The 18,487-nt window shown below is 62.2% G+C and carries 16 protein-coding genes; 4 read left to right on the forward strand and 12 right to left on the reverse strand.

Annotated features, from left to right (window positions below; translation table 11 throughout):
• Positions 1-235: 235 nt before the first annotated feature.
• From FPZ52_RS08840 to FPZ52_RS08860, 5 genes are read right to left on the reverse strand one after another with little or no spacing between them, the layout of a single operon-like run.
• Positions 236-697: an Hsp20 family protein gene (locus FPZ52_RS08840; RefSeq protein ID WP_146365092.1), complete on the reverse strand. Its 462-nt coding sequence runs from the start codon at positions 695-697 to the stop codon at positions 236-238.
• 24 nt (positions 698-721) lie between these two features.
• Positions 722-1,546, reverse strand: coding sequence for a trypsin-like serine peptidase (locus FPZ52_RS08845; RefSeq protein WP_146365093.1), 825 nt, complete (start codon positions 1,544-1,546; stop codon positions 722-724).
• A gap of 41 nt (positions 1,547-1,587) precedes the next feature.
• Positions 1,588-2,871: a glycolate oxidase subunit GlcF gene (glcF, locus tag FPZ52_RS08850; RefSeq protein ID WP_146365094.1), complete on the reverse strand. Its 1,284-nt coding sequence runs from the start codon at positions 2,869-2,871 to the stop codon at positions 1,588-1,590.
• Positions 2,872-2,874: 3 nt separating this feature from the next.
• Positions 2,875-3,975 carry an FAD-binding protein gene (locus FPZ52_RS08855; RefSeq protein ID WP_205758621.1) on the reverse strand — a complete coding sequence of 367 codons (1,101 nt, stop codon included), beginning with the start codon at positions 3,973-3,975 and terminating at the stop codon, positions 2,875-2,877.
• The gene (locus FPZ52_RS08860) at positions 3,975-5,411 is read right to left on the reverse strand and encodes an FAD-linked oxidase C-terminal domain-containing protein (RefSeq protein WP_146365096.1); all 1,437 of its coding nucleotides are present in this window, start codon (positions 5,409-5,411) and stop codon (positions 3,975-3,977) included. The genes FPZ52_RS08855 and FPZ52_RS08860 overlap by 1 nt, the downstream gene beginning before the upstream one ends.
• A gap of 85 nt (positions 5,412-5,496) precedes the next feature.
• On the opposite strand from FPZ52_RS08860, the gene FPZ52_RS08865 reads away from it, so the two are divergent.
• Both FPZ52_RS08865 and FPZ52_RS08870 read left to right on the forward strand, forming a co-directional pair.
• A complete protein-coding gene (locus FPZ52_RS08865) occupies positions 5,497-6,213 on the forward strand; it encodes a DUF599 domain-containing protein (protein ID WP_240804332.1) in 717 nt (238 codons plus the stop codon).
• Entirely contained in the window at positions 6,210-6,545 is a 336-nt protein-coding gene (locus tag FPZ52_RS08870; RefSeq protein WP_146365097.1) for a hypothetical protein, read from the forward strand. Before FPZ52_RS08865 ends, FPZ52_RS08870 begins: the two co-directional genes overlap by 4 nt.
• On the opposite strand, the gene FPZ52_RS08875 is transcribed toward FPZ52_RS08870, so the two are convergent.
• From FPZ52_RS08875 to FPZ52_RS08890, 4 genes are read right to left on the reverse strand one after another with little or no spacing between them, the layout of a single operon-like run.
• Positions 6,532-8,634, reverse strand: coding sequence for a hypothetical protein (locus FPZ52_RS08875; protein ID WP_146365720.1), 2,103 nt, complete (start codon positions 8,632-8,634; stop codon positions 6,532-6,534). The two genes, FPZ52_RS08870 and FPZ52_RS08875, sit on opposite strands and share 14 nt — an antisense overlap.
• The gene (locus FPZ52_RS08880; RefSeq protein WP_146365098.1) at positions 8,634-11,399 is read right to left on the reverse strand and encodes a DUF4159 domain-containing protein; all 2,766 of its coding nucleotides are present in this window, start codon (positions 11,397-11,399) and stop codon (positions 8,634-8,636) included. Before FPZ52_RS08880 ends, FPZ52_RS08875 begins: the two co-directional genes overlap by 1 nt.
• Positions 11,399-12,271 carry a DUF58 domain-containing protein gene (locus FPZ52_RS08885; protein WP_146365099.1) on the reverse strand — a complete coding sequence of 291 codons (873 nt, stop codon included), beginning with the start codon at positions 12,269-12,271 and terminating at the stop codon, positions 11,399-11,401. The genes FPZ52_RS08880 and FPZ52_RS08885 overlap by 1 nt, the downstream gene beginning before the upstream one ends.
• Positions 12,268-13,275 (reverse strand): AAA family ATPase, encoded by a 1,008-nt coding sequence (locus tag FPZ52_RS08890; protein WP_146365100.1) that lies wholly within the window; start codon positions 13,273-13,275, stop codon positions 12,268-12,270. Before FPZ52_RS08890 ends, FPZ52_RS08885 begins: the two co-directional genes overlap by 4 nt.
• Before the next feature lie 81 nt (positions 13,276-13,356).
• On the opposite strand from FPZ52_RS08890, the gene FPZ52_RS08895 reads away from it, so the two are divergent.
• Positions 13,357-13,929, forward strand: a complete 573-nt coding sequence (locus tag FPZ52_RS08895; RefSeq protein WP_338052818.1) for a DUF1285 domain-containing protein — start codon at positions 13,357-13,359, stop codon at positions 13,927-13,929.
• Here the strand turns inward: FPZ52_RS08895 and FPZ52_RS08900 are convergent.
• A complete protein-coding gene (locus FPZ52_RS08900) occupies positions 13,926-14,840 on the reverse strand; it encodes a cation diffusion facilitator family transporter (RefSeq protein WP_146365101.1) in 915 nt (304 codons plus the stop codon). The two genes, FPZ52_RS08895 and FPZ52_RS08900, sit on opposite strands and share 4 nt — an antisense overlap.
• Positions 14,841-14,919: 79 nt before the next feature.
• On the opposite strand from FPZ52_RS08900, the gene FPZ52_RS08905 reads away from it, so the two are divergent.
• On the forward strand, positions 14,920-15,333 hold the full coding sequence (locus FPZ52_RS08905; RefSeq protein WP_146365102.1) for a MerR family transcriptional regulator: 414 nt from the start codon (positions 14,920-14,922) through the stop codon (positions 15,331-15,333).
• A 3-nt stretch (positions 15,334-15,336) separates the two neighbouring features.
• Here the strand turns inward: FPZ52_RS08905 and polA are convergent, their stop codons facing one another.
• The gene (polA, locus tag FPZ52_RS08910) at positions 15,337-18,132 is read right to left on the reverse strand and encodes a DNA polymerase I (RefSeq protein WP_146365103.1); all 2,796 of its coding nucleotides are present in this window, start codon (positions 18,130-18,132) and stop codon (positions 15,337-15,339) included.
• Between the two features lie 71 nt (positions 18,133-18,203).
• Positions 18,204-18,392 carry a zinc-finger domain-containing protein gene (locus FPZ52_RS08915; protein WP_146365104.1) on the reverse strand — a complete coding sequence of 63 codons (189 nt, stop codon included), beginning with the start codon at positions 18,390-18,392 and terminating at the stop codon, positions 18,204-18,206.
• Positions 18,393-18,487: the final 95 nt, after the last annotated feature.

The raw sequence follows: 18,487 nt of genomic DNA on the forward strand, positions 1-18,487 counted from the left end.
CGCGCGTGGCGTTGGCGCGGAGGGAACTGGAAGAAATCCTTTATGTTCCGGCGAAACGCGCGCCTCATGTGACACAGGTCAGGACACCCCGCTCTTTATGGGCTTGAGCCATATGCAGCTTGGATCAGATACATGTGAGCAAATACAAAGGCCCACACCGTTTGGTGCGGGCCGGAACTTGTCACGTCACACGGGGAGGCCGCCCTGCGGGCAGCCATACCCCTATCCTTCGCTGTCAGTTGACGGCTTTGCCTTCGACCGTTTGCTTGGGAAGGCCGCGTGCGATTTCGATCTGACGCGGTTTCAGTGCTTCGGGCACCTCGCGGGACAGATCGATATGCAGCATGCCGTCTTGATAGGCCGCGCCGGAGACGCGGACATGATCAGCAAGATGGAAACGGCGCTCAAAGCTGCGCGTTGCGATGCCGCGGTACAGATAGGTGCGATTTTCGGTTTCTTCGGATTTCTCGGCCGCGATGATCAACGCGTTTTCACGCACTTCCACGGTCAGGTCACTTTCCGAAAAACCTGCAACGGCGATCGAAATACGCCAGGCGTCATCCGCAGTTTTTTCGATGTTGTAAGGGGGGTAGGACGGCTGACTGACATCCTTGGTCAGAACACGGTCCATCAGATCGGCAACCTGATCGAAACCGACGGTTGCGCGGTAAAGCGGTGCGAGATCAAAAGTTCGCATGGGTCATCCTCCATTGAGCGACAACTATGTAAAGCCCTCCATCTGGACGGGCCGGTTAGCGTACCGGAACCCGAAGCGGCGTCCCGATGAAACAGATTTGGGAAGAGATTTCCGGCTGTCAAGGGGGCTGCGCGAAGAACCGCGTGGCACCCGATTTTCCTGAAATAGCCGTTCGAGTGTCACCTGATCGGTACTGACGGCCAGCGCGTCGCCGCGTATCGCAGGCGGTGCAGCGTCAATCACGGCAGAGATCACACCCGCAACCTTTGGCCCGTGCGGCGACGTGATCACAAGCGGCGCACCCGACACTCCGGGGGTGGCTTCGCAATCGGTCAGTAGCAACATATCGCGGCGTTTTGTAATCCGGCAATCGCTTTGTCGGGACAATAGCTGTGAGCGATCCCGACCGTAGGACAGCGTATCGACCCGATCCCCCACATGGACCGACAAGGCCGGTGGAACAGGTTCGATCGTCGCTGGCATGGGCTCGGCAAGACGTATCAGGATGATGTCACATTCGGAGATGTGCTCGGTGACCTCGCAATCGGGCGCAATCAGTGCAGCCCCGATCCCATGCGCGAGGTAGTCGCCCTTGCGGTATCCGGGCAGGAAATGCAGCCGCTCCGGTCGCCACATGGCCGCTGTGCGCCGGTTATACACACAATGGGCCGCTGTCAGAACCAGATCCGGCGCGATCAGCGTCGCGGTACAATGCCCCTGCCCACCCACGTTCAACCGCCCCACGGCGGGCCATTCGGCCTGTTCGGTGTCGGTCATGAGGTGGCGCTGGCTATTCTCGGCGAGAGCAGGCAGAGCGAGCAGGCACAGGAAGAGAACACGCAGCAACATACGCCCATGCTGGCACGCGTACCGGTGATCCGCCAGTGGCTTCAGCCGAGGCTGCGCGGTTTCGGCCCGCCCAGCGCCCAGTCGAGCAGTTCCACCGTGTGCACGATCGGCGTGTCGGTGCCTGACCCGATCTGCATCATGCAACCGATATTACCGGCGGCGATCACATCGGGCTTCCTGGCGTCCAGCGTCTCGACCTTGCGAGCCTTCAACTGCGCGCTGATCTCGGGCTGCATCAGGTTGTAGGTACCTGCCGATCCGCAACACAGATGACTGTCGCGGGGCTCCACCACCTCGAAACCCGCGCGTTTCAGCAGGTCTTTGGGCGTCGATTTGATCTTCTGACCGTGCTGGAGCGAACATGCGGCGTGATAGGCCACGCGCAGCCCCTGATCGGGTTGTTCGGGAATGCCCAGCGCATCCAGCAATTCGCTGACATCCATCGCGATCCCGGACACACGCGCGGCGTCTTTGGCCATGGGATCATTGCGCAACATGTGGCCGTAATCCTTCACGGTCGTGCCGCAACCCGAAGTGTTGATGACAATCGCATCCAGCCCCTGCCCGTCCATCTCGGCGGTCCATGCGCGGATGTTGCGCTTGGCGCTGGCATGGCTTTCATCTTCGCGGCCCATATGATGCACCAGCGCACCGCAGCAGCCCATATCCTTGGCGATGACCACCTCGCAGCCCAGCCGCCGCAGCAGGCGGATCGTGGCGTCGTTGATGTCGGTGTTCAGCGCTTTTTGCGCACAACCCGTCATCAGCGCGACACGCCTCTTGTGCGGCGCGGTGGGTTCGAATGTCTGCGGATCGTCATTGCGGCTGACGGGCGGGATATGTTTCGGAGCCATGTCGAGCATCGCACGCAGGCGGGCATCCGGCATCAGGGCGCGGAAGGGTCGCCCCAGCTTCGCGCCCAGCAGCGCCAGCCGGAAGCGGCCCGGATAGGGCAGGACGCGTGATAGCATCCACCGCAGCGCCCGGTCCGAGAATGGCCGCTTATAGGTCCGCTCGATATAGGCGCGGGCCTCATCCACCAGATGCATGTAATGTACCCCTGACGGGCAGGTCGTCATGCAGGCGAGGCAGGACAGGCAACGGTCGATATGCTTGACCGTCTTTTCATCCGCTGGGCGGCCTTTTTCCAGCATGTCCTTGATCAGGTAGATGCGGCCACGTGGGCTATCCAGTTCGTCGCCAAGCACCTGATAGGTCGGACAAGTCGCCGTGCAGAAGCCGCAATGCACGCAAGCGCGCAGAATTTCATTGGCCCGTGCCGTGCCGGGGTCGCGAAGCTGTTCTTCCGTGAAATTAGTCTGCATCGGTCAGCCCATCAATCCGGGGTTCAGGATACCCTGCGGGTCAAATTGCTGGCGCAAACCCGACGCCAGTGTTTCGACAGCGGCGGGTTGCGGGTGGAAAACCGGGCCGGAGTCGTTCGAGCCGCGCACACGCGTTGCATGGCCAGCGATCCCGTCCATGCGGGCCCGCAATGCCGTTCCTTCGGGCACCAGCGCCCAGACAAGCCCACCACCCCAGTCGAGCAGGGTTTGCGTCCCGTCCAGCCTGCTCACCAAGGCGGGAGCGTCCGTCGGCTTGACCGAAATCTTCCAGACGTCGCCCGCCTTGCCGTGAAACGCATCGACATTTCGCACAGCGCGCCAGCGGTCGGATTCTTCCGCAAAATCCGTCGCGATACCCGCGGCGCCAAAACGTCCGAGTGCGGCCTCAAGCTTTTGCGCCCGATAGCTGACCGAGTTGCCGAACCCCTCCAGTCGGATGATCGTCTGGCGCGCCTCTGGCAGATGCGCCACGCCCGTGACGTCATAGGGTGATCCGAGGGCCGCCGACATGGCCTGCACCGCCTGCGCAATCGTCAGATCGGACAGGATGACGGTCGCCACGGCCTCCGGCTTGGGCAGGACTTTCAGCGATACCTCTGTCAGGACGCCGAGCGTGCCAAAGCTGCCGCCCATCAGCTTCACCAGATCGTAGCCGGTGACGTTCTTCATGACACGACCACCGTTCTTCACGATCTCGCCGCGCCCGTCGACGAACCGCACGCCCAGCAGGTGATCACGGCAGGCGCCTGTCTGGATGCGGCGCGGGCCGGACACGTTGGCGGCCACGACGCCGCCGATGGTGGGCGTACCTTCCGTACCAAGCAACCCGCGATGATCCATCGGTTCAAACGCCAGACGCTGGCCCTCGGTATCAAGGGTTTTTTCGATCTCGGCGACGGTGGTGCCCGCCTTGACCACGAGCGTCAGCGCACCGGGTTCGTAAAGCGTGATGCCGGTCAATGCGCTTGTGGTCAGCGCCTTGCCCTCGCGCGCAATCCCGCGTGTTCCGCCACCCTGAATCGCCAGCGGATCAGGGGTGTCGCGGATGATATCAGCCAGTTCGGATTCGGATGCGGGCCGGATCATGCCGCCTGCCTCCGGTCGAGCGAAATCGACAGGGGGAAGACCTTGGCGGGGTTCAACAGCCATTTCGGGTCGAATACATCCTTCACACGTAGCTGCGCCTCCAGATCCTCGGCGGTGTATTGGGTCAGCATCAGATCGCGCTTTTCGACACCCACGCCATGCTCACCAGTCAGGCATCCGCCAGCTTCGACACAGAGCTTCAATATCTCGGCCCCGAACGCTTCGCAGGTTTCCAACTGTCCGGGCTGATTGGCATTGAACAGGATCAGCGGGTGCATGTTGCCATCACCCGCATGGAAGACATTGGCAACCTCCAGGCCGAATTCCTTCGACATCTCGCCAATTCGGCGCAGAACGAAGGGAAGCGATGTCACCGGGATCGTGCCATCGAGACACATGTAATCGTTGATCTGCCCCATCGCGCCGAAGGCGGATTTGCGGCCCAGCCAGATGCGCTGGCTTTCCGCTTCAGAACCGCTTTCGCGGATCTCTATCGGGTCATGTTGCTTTGCGATCTCGATGATCAGGGATAGCTGGTGGTCGATCTCGGCGCGGCTGCCTTCGACTTCGATGATCAACAGGGCTTCGCAATCGGGGTATCCGGCATGGGCAAACGCCTCGCACGCGCGGATACAGGGACGGTCCATGAATTCGATTGCGACAGGCAAGACACCCGCCTTGATGATGTCGGACACGCAAGCACCCGCCGCTTCGGAACTGTCAAAACCCATCAGCACGGGCTTTGCCCCCTCGGGCTTGTGCAGGATGCGCAACGTGGCTTCGGTCACGACGCCAAGCTGCCCTTCGGAGCCGCAGATCACACCCAGAAGATCGAGCCCCGGTGCGTCGAGATGCCCGCCGCCCAACTCGATGATCGTCCCATCCATCAACACCATCTTCACACCCAGAAGGTTGTTGGTGGTCACGCCGTATTTCAGGCAATGCGCCCCGCCCGAGTTCATGGCGATATTGCCCGCGATGGCACAGGCCAGCTGTGACGACGGGTCGGGTGCGTAGAAGAAATCTTCCTCCTCGACCGCGCCGCTGACGCTAAGGTTGGTACGGCCCGTCTGCACGCGAATCAGCCGGTTGTCATAGTCGGTTTCCAGAACCGCGTTCATGCGCGACACACCAAGGATGATGCTGTCCGCCGTGGGCAGTGCGCCCCCGGCAAGCGATGTACCCGATCCTCGCGGCACGACCGGCACGTCTTCTTCATGGCAAAGCTTCAGAACGGCAGCGACTTCTTCGGTCGTGGCGGGCAGAACGGCGGCGAGTGGCGGACATTTATACGCCGTCAGCGCATCGCATTCATAGGCACGGGTTTCCGCCTCGTCCGAAATCACGGCCTCGGCGGGCAGAATATCCTGCAGCCGCGCAACGATGTCGGCCTTGCGGTCTAGAACCCGCCGGGACGGGGCTGGCATGTCCATTGCTGGCTCTCCCTGTAATTGGTAAAACATTATTACCAATTTTTGCATATGGCAAGGCAGTGCCACGTCAGTTTAATGTCGACTCATGGAGCAGGCATTTACCTTCGACGCGATCGCGATGATCGCCCCGCTGACGACGCTCGACTATATCGCGGTCGGCTTCTTCTGGGTGTCGTGGTGGCTGGTCGGTCGGATCATCGAAAGCAGCCAGACACGACACCCATCGACGACGGCGCTGATGCGCAGCTACCGGATGGACTGGCTTCGACACGTGATTACGCGAGACCCGCGTGTGTTCGATGCCATGATCACCGTCAGCATGCGCGACGGCACCGCGTTTTTCGCATCCGCCTGCATGATTGCTATCGGCGGCGGGCTGGCGCTGGTCGGCAATACCGAGCACCTGACGCTCATCGCCGAGGATTTGTCCCTGGACGCGATCCCTGCGGTGGTGTGGGAATTGAAGATCCTCGTCATCCTGCTGATGGTCACGATGGCCTTTCTGAACTTTGTCTGGTCGCATCGTGTCTTCGGCTATTGTTCGGTAATGATGGGGGCGATCCCGAACGATCATGACGACCCGTTGGCGCTGATCCGCGCGGAGAAGGCGGCAAAGCTGAACATTACCGCTGCGAGAGCCTTCAATCGCGGCTTGCGGTCTGTCTATTTTGCGCTTGGCGGGCTGGCCTGGCTGGTCGGAGCTGCCCCCCTGATCATCGCTACGCTCATGACGCTCTATGTCATCCTGCGGCGTGAATACTGGTCGAACACCCGTTCCATCCTGCTGGAGCCCGAAGAATGATCCGTGAATTCCTGATCGTTGCGAGCCTTGCCACGCCCGTCTTCGCCGATCCGCCCCGGATCGTCGATGCAGTGGCCGACGCATCCGGCACTGTGTCGGTCACGCTGCGCCATGGCGATACGGGATGGGACCACTACGCCGATGGCTGGCGCGTTGAAACCGAAAACGGGGATGTGATCGGCACGCGCGAACTGCTGCACGCGCACGAGAACGAACAGCCCTTTACGCGGTCGCTGAACTTGCCCGGTTTACCGGATGAACCCATTTTCATTCGTGCGAAGTGCAATGTGACGGGCTGGGCCGAGACCCGCAGCCCCCTTACGCGCCGCTGACCGGCGGCCCCTTGCGGCGGCCCTCCCAAAGCCACGCACCGATCACCAACAACAGCGCCAGCATGACATAGGCCCAGACGGGCAGCACGGGGCGGATGATAGCGCCGGTGGTGTTATAGGCCTCTCTCGGCGTGATCCCGATCCAGCCGCGACCTGCAGCGGGACGCCCGGCACCGACCGTGCGGATGTCGGGCAGACCCGCCTCGATTGGCAGGATACCGCCACGCATCGTATCGACGAGCGGATCGAGCACCTCTGCCGTGGCGATGGTTTGCTCGAACTCCTTGGGCGCCGACGGACCAAGCGCGGCGACGGTCTGCATCTTACCGTCGGTGATCTTGTAGACGCCCATCTGATCGCCGGTGATCTGCGCCTGGTAACGCCCCGGCTCGGCTTCCTCGGGTGATACTGTCAGGACCGTGCCATCCGGCGCCTCGATCGTGAATTCCTGCGGTGCATCACCGAGCGTCCGGCGCGTGACTGTCATTGCCTGGCCCGAAGCGCTTGCGGTCAGCGCCTCTTCTTCAAGCTCCGGTTCCTTCATCATCCAATGGGCAAGACGTCGCAGCAGTTCCAACTGCGGGCCGCCCCCTTCAAAGCCGCGATTCCACAGCCAGGCATGATCGGATGCCAACAGCGCCACACGGCCCTCGCCCACGCGGTCGAGGATCAGCATGGGACGACCCTCGAACCCGGTCATTACCTCCTGCGCGTCATGCGGCTGAACGTCGATGTGGCGGAACCAGCGTCCCCAGGGCGCATCCTCCAGCGCGCTCTCCGCGCCCGCGCCGTGCTCTTTCTCCAGACCTTGTGTGACTGGGTGCTTATGTCCAAGCTCGGTGACTTCTGGCCTGAACCCTTCCTCGATCACGCGTCCCGTCGGCTCGCCCGGCAAGATCTCGGACAAGGGCGAGCGAAAGATGCTGGACGCGGATGCGTAATCCGGCCCCGCCGCCACCAGCACCGCGCCCCCGTCCTCGACATAGCGACGCACATTGTCGAGATACAGCATCGGCAAAATGCCCCGCCGCCGGTAGCGATCAAAGATGATCAGATCGAACTCGTCGATCTTCTGCATGAACAGTTCATTCGTCGGAAAAGCGATCAGGGACAGTTCCGTGACCGGCACGCCGTCCTGTTTCTCCGGCGGGCGCAGAATGGTGAAATGCACCAGATCCACCGCGCTGTCGGATTTCAGCAGGTTGCGCCATGTTCGTTCGCCGGGATGCGGCTCGCCCGAAACGAGCAGCACCCGCAACCGGTCCCGGACGCCGTTGATTTCCAGTACAGCCGCGTTGTTTCGAGCGGTCAGTTCACCGTCTTCACCCGGAATGGAAAGCTGGATGACATTCCGCCCGCCATGCGGAAGCTGCACGGGGATGGACAGATCCTGCCCAACCGGCACGTCGAAATCCACCTGCGATTCCCCGTCATGGGTCAGCGTCAGGGTCACGGTGCCGCGCCCGCCCTGCGGCACGCGGCCCTGTTCCTCGATGCGCAGGATGATCTCGAACTCCTCATCCATGATCGCGAAGGAGGGCGCGTTCTTGACGATCAGCCGCCGGTCCCAGTCGCTCGCATGCCCCGTCAGCAGTACCTGCAGCGGCGCGGGCAGTTCCGGACCCTGATCGACATCGTGGACGCGACCGTCACTTACGGCAATGATGCCCGCAATGCGACCGCGCGGTTCCGACGCCAGCGCCTGATTGAGCGCCTGCATCATCAGCGTCCCGCTATTGTCTGGCCCGTCACCCACAGGGATCACGCGCAGCTCGGTGTTGTCGAGCGCAGCGATCTCTGCCTCAATCCGCGCGACGGCCTGTGCGGTCTGTTCGGACCTGTCGGACACCGTCTGGCTGGCGCTTTCATCGACCAGCAACAACACGATGTCACTTAGCGGGTCGCGCTGTTCGTTCTGTAGCGACGGGTTGGCAATCGCCAGCAGCAGAACCAGCGCCGATAGCGCCCGCAAGCCCCAACCCGGCAAATTCCGTATCGCGGCCCAATACAGCAGACCAGCAAAGACCGCAGCCAGCACAATGATCACGCGCAGATCAATGAGCGGAGAAAATATGACCTGTTCGCCCATCATTGGCCCAGCCTGTCCAGAAGAGCAGGCACATGGACCTGATCGGATTTGTAATTGCCCGTCAGCACATGCATCACCAGATTGACACCGAAGCGGTAAGCCATCTCGCGCTGGCGTTCGCCGGTCCAGCCACTGCCCACCGAGAAACGCGGCATGCCGCGCTCATCAATCGCCCACGCCGCAGCCCAGTCATTGCCGCCAATCACAACGGGTGTGACACCGTCATTGAGATCACGAAACGGCATGCCTTCGGCCTGCACTGCATCGGCAGGCGCGGCTTCGACCCACATGCTGCGGCCCTGGTAGCGCCCGGGAAAATCCTGCAACAGATAGAAGCTGCGGGTCAGCACATGATCTGGCGGCAGGTGTTCCAGTGGCGGGATATCCAGCTCCTGCGCCAGCTGCTGAAGCCGTCGTCCCTCAGCCGTCGTGTTTCCTGCGGTCGCGATATCGCCGTCCCGCGTGTCGAACAGGATCATGCCGCCCGTGCGAAGATACCTGTTCAGCCGTGCATAAGCTTCGGCGGAGGGGATAGGCTGATCTGGCGACACGGCCCAGTAAAGGATCGGGTAGAAGGACAACTCGTCTCGTTCCAGATCGACGGCGACGGGTTCTGCCGGTTCTATGGTCGTCCGGTTGAACAGAACCCGCGACAGCCCGGAAAGACCAGCCTCCGTCACTTCGTCAAGCGCAGGATCGCCGGTCACGACATAGGCCAGTCGCACCTCGCTCGTCGCCGCAATAGCAGCAGCATCGTCGGTTTCCTGCGCCGACGCGTGTTGCGATGCGAGGACAACAGCCAGCAGGACCACTGCCGCCCCACCTGCGCGCCGCAGCCCGATCCGACCGGACAGGGCAAGCGAGGCGATAATGTCAGTTGCAAGCAACGCCAGGGCCAAGGCCAGTAACGCGCCTTTCAGCAAACGTTCACGCGCCAGCGCGACGCCTTCGACCGGGATGTCATCCGGCCAGACGGTAGGCGCGAGTTTCGCGTCGGGGCCGAGCGTATTCAGCACAAACTGCCTGTCTTCGTCAGAATAGAGTCCCGGCGGCAACCGGGGTCCGGGCACAGCCTCGGCCAGTTGCTTACCGTCGATTCCTGCGCGCGTGCCTGCATCATGGAGATTGCCGAACCCGTCCAGCAAGCGATCCGCCTGCCAGGTCGTGCCCGCCAGTTCCTCTGCCGATGGCGCATCGGGTCGGGTGGAAATCGACAGGCGTTCCAGCATCTGCACGAACAGTCCCGATAGCGGCAAGCTGGACCATTCGGCATTCGCAGTGACATGGAACAGAACGATTCCGCCTTGCCCCATTTGCTTGCGCGTGACCAGCGGAGTGTTGTCGGTCAGCGCCGCGATCACACGACCCGACAGGTCGGGGTCGGGCTGCGCCAGAACCTGCGCGTTGACCTGCACATCATCGGGAATCGGCAGGCCGTAAAATGGAGACTCCTCCGTGAAGGGCTGTAACCGCTTGGGCTCGCCCCATGCCATGGCCCCGCCAATCGTACGACCGCCCGAGCGCAGTCGCACAGGCATCAGCGGATCTTCGGTATCACGGCTGACATCGCTCGCCGCCAGACGGTTTCCGGCAAAGCGCACCAATAGGCCGCCTTCTTCCACCCAGTCGATCAGGCCCTGTTCTTCCACGGGCGACAAGGTGGCCACATCGGTCAAAATGATCACATCCGGGCTGGCCAGAAGCACATCGACCAAGCTGCCCTCGACCAGGTCGGCGGTCGGCTGCAACGCCTTTTCAAGGTAGAGAAGTGGAGAAAGGACCTCCAAACCTTCACGATCCTCGCGACCCGCGATCAAGGCGACTTCGCGCCGTTGCAAGGCGTCACCGGTCAGCGTCACGGCACCGGCCGACCGCACGCCTTCAATCTCGAACCGCGTGACTCGATGGCGCAGTTCTGCCGGCAGTGACAAGCGCGCCTGCGCCCGGGTCGATCCCGCCTCGAAGCCCAGATCTAGGCGCGCAAGTTCACGCTCCACCCCTGTAGGGTCCAGCCCACGCGCGGACACTGTAACCTCCGCCGCGCCGGTATCATCAGACCGCAGCGCGCCCAGTTCGATGGACCGCCCGTCAAACACGGCCGGCTCCAGACCAAACACGGGCGTCCCGCTTTCGAACACCGTAAGCGTTCCGCGCGATTGCAGCATATCAGCCGCTTCCATCCGGCCAGGCCGCGCAACGCCATCGGACAGCCAGTAGGTATCGGTGCCCTCCGGCACCGCCGCCGCAAATACCGTCAGCGCCTCGGCATCCGGTTGCCAGGGTTGCGGCTGCAAGCCAGCCAGCCGTCGCTGCCAGACATCGGCAGCCAGAAACTCGGGCATCTCGGCGGGCAGTTCTGTCGTCGATACGAGCGTGACGGGACGACCACGGCGACCGGCTTCTGTCAGCAGCGACCGGATCTGCCCAATGCGGCGGTCCCAATCGCGCGCATCGGCCCATGTCGCATCGACCAGCACCAGCAGCGGACCGTCACCGTCTCGACGCTCCTGCGGGTGCAGAATCGGCCCCGCGAATCCGATGATGATCGCCGCCGCCGCCAGTGTGCGCAGCAACAGCAGCCACCACGGAGTCTTGTCCGTATCCGCATCGTCATCCTGAAGACCCAGCAGCAAAGCCACGCCGGGAAACCGCCGCCGCACGGGCGACGGCGGCATGACACGCAGAAGCAACCACAGAACGGGAAGGATCAGCAGCCCCGACAGCACCCAAGGCGCGGCGAACCCTATGGGGCCGAGCATCAGCATCAGCGCACCGGCTCCAACGCGGCATAAACCCACAGCAGCGCAGCTTGGGCGCCGTCCTTGGTATCATGGCAGTGGTAATGCCAACCGCTGAGCTTCGCGAGATCGGACAGCCGCGCCCGCCGCTCCGCCAGTCTGGACAGGTAGCGGTCGCGCAGCGCCCCCGCCTGCTTCGTTTCATACCGCAAAGCGCCGGCCATGCTTTCGAAAATCGTGCGCCCACGGAACGGGAAAGCAATCTCTTCGGGATCAAGCACCTGCAACAGCGTTCCACGCATCCCGCGATCGACGGCTTCGGCCATTGCCGCCTCGATCGGACCGATATCGCCCAGAAAATCTGACACGAACAGCGCCCGCGCATGGGACGGACACCCCGAAACCTCGGGTGCGCCGTATTCGTCGGCGGTGTGGGGCACGCTCAGCGCCTGCAGCATCCTCCCGATCTGCGCTTCTCCCCGTCGGGGCGGGGCCAGAGGTCCGGACAATCCGACACGTTCACCGCCGCGCAGCAACAGGATCGAGGTCGCCAGCGCCAGCACATTGGCACGGTCACACTTGCTTGGCACACCCCTGGAGGCAAAGCTCATGGATGATGCTCCATCCACCCAGACCAGCACCGTCTGCGCCGCCTGCCATTCCTTCTGGCGGATGAAATGCGCGTCCGACCGCGCGGATCTCCGCCAGTCGATGTCACGCACCTCGTCATGGGGTTGGGCTGCACGAAACTGCCAGAATTCGGACCCCATACCTGGACGGCGACGACCATGCTCACCAAGCTGCATTGTGCTGGCCAGATGCTCCGCCTCCGCCAAAAGCGGCGGCATCGGGGCGGCGAGCGCTTCTGCGCCCGCGCGGATATGGGCGATATCGCTCAAGCCGCCGCTCTGTCCGTTTCCATGACGCTGACCGCCTCACGGATCACCTGCTCCAGCATGATACCCCCTGCACGCGCCGCAAAGTTCATCTGCATCCGGTGCTGCAACACCGGAACGGCCATCGCCAGCACATCATCGCGCGTGGGCACCAGCCGCCCTTCCAGAAGCGCGCGCGCCCGCACCGTCAGCATCAGTGCCTGCGCCGCACGCGGCCCCGGCCCCCAGGACACCATTTCGCGCACGATCTGTGGTGCGGCGTCATTATCGGGACGACAAGCCCGAACCAGATCCAGGATCGCGTCCATCACGGCCTCGCCAACCGGCATCCGGCGCAGCAATGTCTGCGCGTCGATCAACTCCTGCGCTGCGAAAACCGGCTCTGCCAGCGCCTCCTCCACACCTGTCGTGGCAAGCAGAATGTCACGCTCGGTATCGCGGTCGGGGTTCTTCACGTCGATCTGCACCAGGAAGCGGTCCAGTTGCGCTTCTGGCAACGGATAAGTGCCCTCCTGTTCAATCGGGTTCTGCGTGGCCAGAACGTGAAACGGCGGCTCCAACGCATGGGCCTGCCCTGCTATGGTCACGGATTTTTCCTGCATGGCCTGCAGCAGCGCCGACTGGGTTCTGGGGCTGGCGCGGTTGATCTCGTCCGCCATCAGCAACTGGCAAAAAATCGGGCCTTCGATAAACCGGAAGGTGCGCGCCCCATCGGTGCCCGTTTCCAGCACTTCGGACCCCAGAATATCGGCAGGCATCAGATCGGGGGTGAACTGCACGCGTGCGGCATTCAGCCCCATCACCACGCCCAGTGTTTCGACAAGCCGCGTCTTGCCCAGCCCCGGCAGCCCGACCAGCAACCCGTGCCCCCCGCATAGCAACGCCGTCAGCGCCAGATCGACAACTTGCGTCTGGCCGATGAAACGCCGCGTGATGCTGGTCTTCGCGGCCGCCAGCTTTTCTTCCAGCGCCTCGATCTCGATGACGAGTTCGGTGTCATCCGCCATGACAAACCCCCTGTTGACCTATAGGTTCATTGAACCGATTTATCGGCCAGAACTCAAACGACAAACGCAGTCAGGCACCTTATCGTGAAGCCCACCACTGACAGCATCGCCGCCGCCGCCACAAAAGCCGCCAGGAAAGGCTTACCGCCTGTGCACAAATGGAACCCGCCCTTTTGCGGGAATCTGGACATGCGAATCGCTCGCGACGGAACGTGGTTCTATGAGGGCACACCAATTGGACGGCCCGCAATGGTGCGGCTGTTTTCCACGATCCTGCGCAAGGATGGCGAAGACTATTTCCTCGTCACTCCGGTCGAGAAAGTCGGGATTGCGGTCGAAGACGCACCCTTCATCGCCATTGACGTCGACGTCGGTGGCCCGGACGGCACCCAATCGCTGACCTTCACGACCAATGTGGGCGACCGGACCACCGCCGGACCGGACACCCCGATCCGGGTAACGATTGATCAGGCCACCGGCGAACCCGCACCCTATGTGCTGGTCCGCGACCGGTTGGAAGCGCTGATTGACCGCAAGACATTCTACCGGCTGGTCGATCTCGGCGAGGAGCGCGACATTCACGGCAAGGCGTGGTTCGGCATCACCTCCGGCGGCACCTTCTTTCCCATCCAGCCGAGCGCAGACCTGGCTTAGGCATGACCGATCACTGAAGGCTCTTCACAGGCCGTCACCGACCGCTCCACCTGCAAAGTCGCGTGACTGATGCCAAACCGGTCGGACAGCAGCCCCCGCACAAGCGGGATAACCTCTCCCGCATCGGCATCAGACACGATATGCGCCTCAAGCGACGCGTGCTTCTCGTCGATCTGCCAGATATGCAGGTGGTGCACGTCGTCAACGCCCGGCAGCGCCTCCACCGCGTCGATCAGTTCGGCCACATCCACCGATGACGGCGTCCCGAGCATCAGGATGCGAATCACCGGCCCGATCTCGACCAGCGAATGCCACAGGATGTAGCCCGAGATCCCGATTGTAATGATTGGATCGACCAGCCGCCAATCGTAAAGAAGCAGCAGGACACCGCCGATAATCACAGCCACCGAGGCGAGCGCATCGGCGACGTTGTGCAAGAACGCCGCACGAATATTCATGCTGTCCTTGGACATGCGATAGGTCAACAAGGCGGTAACAGTATCCACCGCCAGTGCAATGCCCGCGACGACCACCACGATCCAGCCTTTGACCTCGGTCGGGTCAAACAGCCGCCAGACGGCCTCATACGCCAGATAGATCGCGATCAGGATCAGTGTCGTGTAGTTGATCAGCGCCGCCACGATTTCCGCGCGCGCATAGCCAAAAGTCATATCCGCATCCGACGGACGCCGCGCAATCTTGCGCGCGACAAACGCAATGACCAGCGACATGGCGTCGGACAGGTTGTGTATGGCATCTGCGATCAACGCGATGGACCCGGCGAACAACCCGCCCACGATCTGCGCGACCGTCAACAGCATGTTCACGCCAATGGCCCAGGCGACCCGCGCGTCGCCCGCGTCCGGGTCGATGTGATGGTGGTGATGATGGCCGTGGTGATCGTGTGGCATCCTGTCGTCTCTCATTTGCAAGCGGATGCTGATCTATCTAATCTCTCTAGCGACTAGAGGTTCAAGAGGTTTTTTCGACATGCTGTCCATTGGTGATCTGTCCCGCGAAACGGGTGTGAAAATCCCCACGATCCGCTACTACGAACAGATGGGGCTGGTCGAGCCCGAGGGACGCACCAATGGCAACCAGCGGCGCTATTCCAGGGACGGGCTGGAAAGGCTGTCTTTCATAAAGCATGCGCGGGAACTGGGACTGTCGCTTGATGCGATCCGCGCGTTGATAACGCTGGACGAGACATCCGCCGCCGAACTGTCAGAGGCCCACCACATCGCGCAGGCGCATCTGAGCGATGTTCAGTCGCGCATCGCGCGGCTCAAGCGGCTTGAGTCTGAGTTGAAACGCATGCTGCGCGCCTGTGACGGCGATCACGCACATGGCTGCGACCTGCTGCAGGCCTTCAGCGATCACAGCCATTGCGAAACCGAACACTAGACCTTAGTGCGCCTCGGCCCAGTTCGCGCCCTGCCCCGCATCGACGGTCAACGGCACAGACAGTTCAACTGCGGGCATGGCCGCGTTTTCCATCACATCCTTGACCCGCGCGATGGTGTCGTCGACCGCAGCTTCATCCACCTCGAACAGCAATTCATCATGAACCTGCAGCAGCATCTTGGCGGGCAAATCGGCAATCGCTTCGGGCATCCGGATCATGGCACGCCGGATCACATCAGCAGCGGTCCCTTGGATCGGCGCGTTGATCGCGGCACGGCGGGCAAACCCGGCATGCGGCCCCTTCGCGTTGATCTCGGGCGTGTGGATCTTGCGACCGAACAGCGTCTGGACGAAATCATGGTCCTTCGCAAAGGCAATCGTGTCGTCCATATAGGCGCGGATACCAGGGAAACGCTCGAAATAGCGATCGATAAAGCCCTGCGCCTCGCCACGCGGGATACGCAGGTTACGCGCCAGCCCGAAGCCCGAAATCCCGTAGATCACCCCGAAGTTGATCGCCTTCGCCTGCCGACGGATCATCGGGTCCATGCCCTCGATCGGCACGTTGAACATCTCCGACGCGGTCATGGCATGAATGTCCTGCCCGTCCAAGAACGCCTGCTTGAGCGCGTCGATATCCGCTATATGGGCAAGGATGCGCAGTTCGATCTGGCTGTAGTCGAGCGACAACAGAACCTTGCCCTCATCGGCAACAAACGCCTCGCGGATGCGACGCCCTTCCTCGGACCGGACGGGGATGTTTTGCAGATTCGGATCGGTTGACGCCAGCCGCCCCGTGTTTGCCCCCGCGATGGAATAGGACGTATGCACCCGCCCCGTTTCCGGATTGATATGCTCCTGCAATGCGTCGGTGTAGGTCGATTTCAGCTTGGATAACTGCCGCCAGTCCAGCACGCGGCCCGGCAAATCATGTTCGGTGGCCAGATCTTCCAAGACATTGGCGGGCGTGGACCATGCGCCGGTCTTGCCCTTCTTGCCGCCTTCCAGTCCCATCTTGTCGAACAGGATCTCGCCCAGTTGCTTGGGCGATCCGACATTGAACTTTTCGCCCGCAAGCTCGTGGATTTCCGCTTCCAATCCAGCCATTTTCTGGCTGAAGGCGTTCGACATGCGCGACAGCGTATCGCGGTCCACCTTGATGCCCGTGCGCTCCATCTGCGCCAGCACCGGCACCAGCGGACGTTCCAGCGTCTCGTAAACGGTCGTGACCTTCGCCTTGTGCAGCCCCGGCTTCAGCACCTGCCACAGCCGCAGCGTGATGTCCGCATCCTCGGCGGCATAGGCCGTGGCCTTGTCCACCGGCACCCGGTCGAAGGTGATCGCCGACTTGCCCGACCCCAGCAGCGGCTTGATCGGAATGGGCGTATGCGACAGATACCGTTCCGACAGCACATCCATCCCGTGATTGTGCAGCCCCGCATTCTGCGCATAGGAAATCAGCAACGTATCGTCGATGGGTGCAATCGCGATACCGTAGGACGCGAAAATCTTGGCGTCATACTTCATGTTCTGCCCGATCTTTAGGATCGCGTCATCCTCCAGCACGGGCTTGAGCATTTCCAGCGCCCGATCCATCGGCATCTGGCCGTCCGCCAGATCGTCGGACCCGAACAGATCACCCGTCGCCGCCGCCTTATGCGCCAGCGGGATGTAGCAGGCCGACCCCGCCTCTACCGCAAGCGAGATACCGACCAGGTCGGCACGCATCTCGTTCAGACTGGTCGTTTCGGTATCGATCGCCACCCAGCCGCGTTCATGGATCAGGTCGATCCATTTCTGCAAAGCCGCCTCATCCGCGACAGTTTCGTATTTGTCGGGATCGAACGGGACAACCTCCGCCACCACGGCCGCGGGTTCGTCCGCCTTCGGCTCCGGCATCACGGGCATCTCCGCGCCCAGCCGGTCGGCCACACGCTTCGTCAGCGTGCGGAACTCCATCTTGGTCAGGAAATCAAGAAGCGTCTCGGCCTCGGGTTCGCGCACCTCCAGATCATCGAGCGTGAATTCCAGCGGTGTATTGCAGTCAAGCTGCACCAACTGCTTGGAAATGCGGATCTGTTCCGCATGATCGATCAGCGTCTGGCGGCGCTTGGGCTGTTTGATCTCGCCCGCGCGTTCGAGAAGCGTTTCCAGATCGCCGTATTCGTTGATCAGCAGCGCCGCAGTCTTGATCCCGATCCCCGGCGCCCCCGGCACGTTATCCACGCTATCACCCGCCAACGCCTGCACATCCACGACGCGTTCCGGCCCCACACCGAACTTCGCCTCCACGCCCTCGACATCGATGCGGGCATTCTTCATCGCGTCGAGCATCTCGACGCCCCCGCCAACCAGCTGCATCAGGTCCTTGTCGGAGCTGATGATCGTCACGCGCCCGCCTGCATCGCGCGCCTGACAGGCCAGCGTGGCAATGATGTCGTCGGCCTCGAACCCTTCGATTTCCTCGCAGGCCACGTTGAAGGCCCGTGTCGCTTCGCGTGTCAGCGGCATCTGCGGGCGCAGATCCTCGGGCATTTCATCCCGGTTCGCCTTGTAGAGATCGTAAAGATCGTTTCGGAAGGTATGGCTGCCCTTGTCGAAGATCACGGCAGCATGCGTCGGCGCATCGGGGCCGTTATTGTCCTCGATATACTTGAACAGCATGTTGCAGAAACCGGCAACGGCACCCACCGGCAAACCGTCCGATTTCCGCGTCAGTGGCGGCAAGGCATGATAGGCCCGAAAGATGAAGGCCGATCCGTCGATCAGGTGAAGATGGTGCCCCTTGCCGAATGCCATTGATCGTCCCTCTCAGCCGTCGTTACGCGCATTGTGTTAGCGCGAAGACCGGCGGGACGCCACAGCTTACGTCAAGCGTCTTCTTCTTTGCCCGCGAAGTCCACATGCACGAACTTCTTGTCGCAATAGCCGCATTCGACCCAACCCGTGTCACGCGGCAGCGCCAGCCACACGCGCGGATGCCCAAGACCCGGCCCGCTGCCGTCACAGGACACGCGCCATACGTTGACCACTTCTGTTTCTGGTGGCTCGATCGTCATCTTAGCTTAGCTCCACAGGTTGTCGCTGGCCGCAACGCGGCTTAGGTTGCGCCTAGCATAATTGCGCCGAGCACGGCAATAAGGCCAGCCCCACC

Origin of the sequence: Qingshengfaniella alkalisoli, assembly GCF_007855645.1 — a bacterium.
Taxonomy (GTDB): domain Bacteria; phylum Pseudomonadota; class Alphaproteobacteria; order Rhodobacterales; family Rhodobacteraceae; genus Qingshengfaniella; species Qingshengfaniella alkalisoli.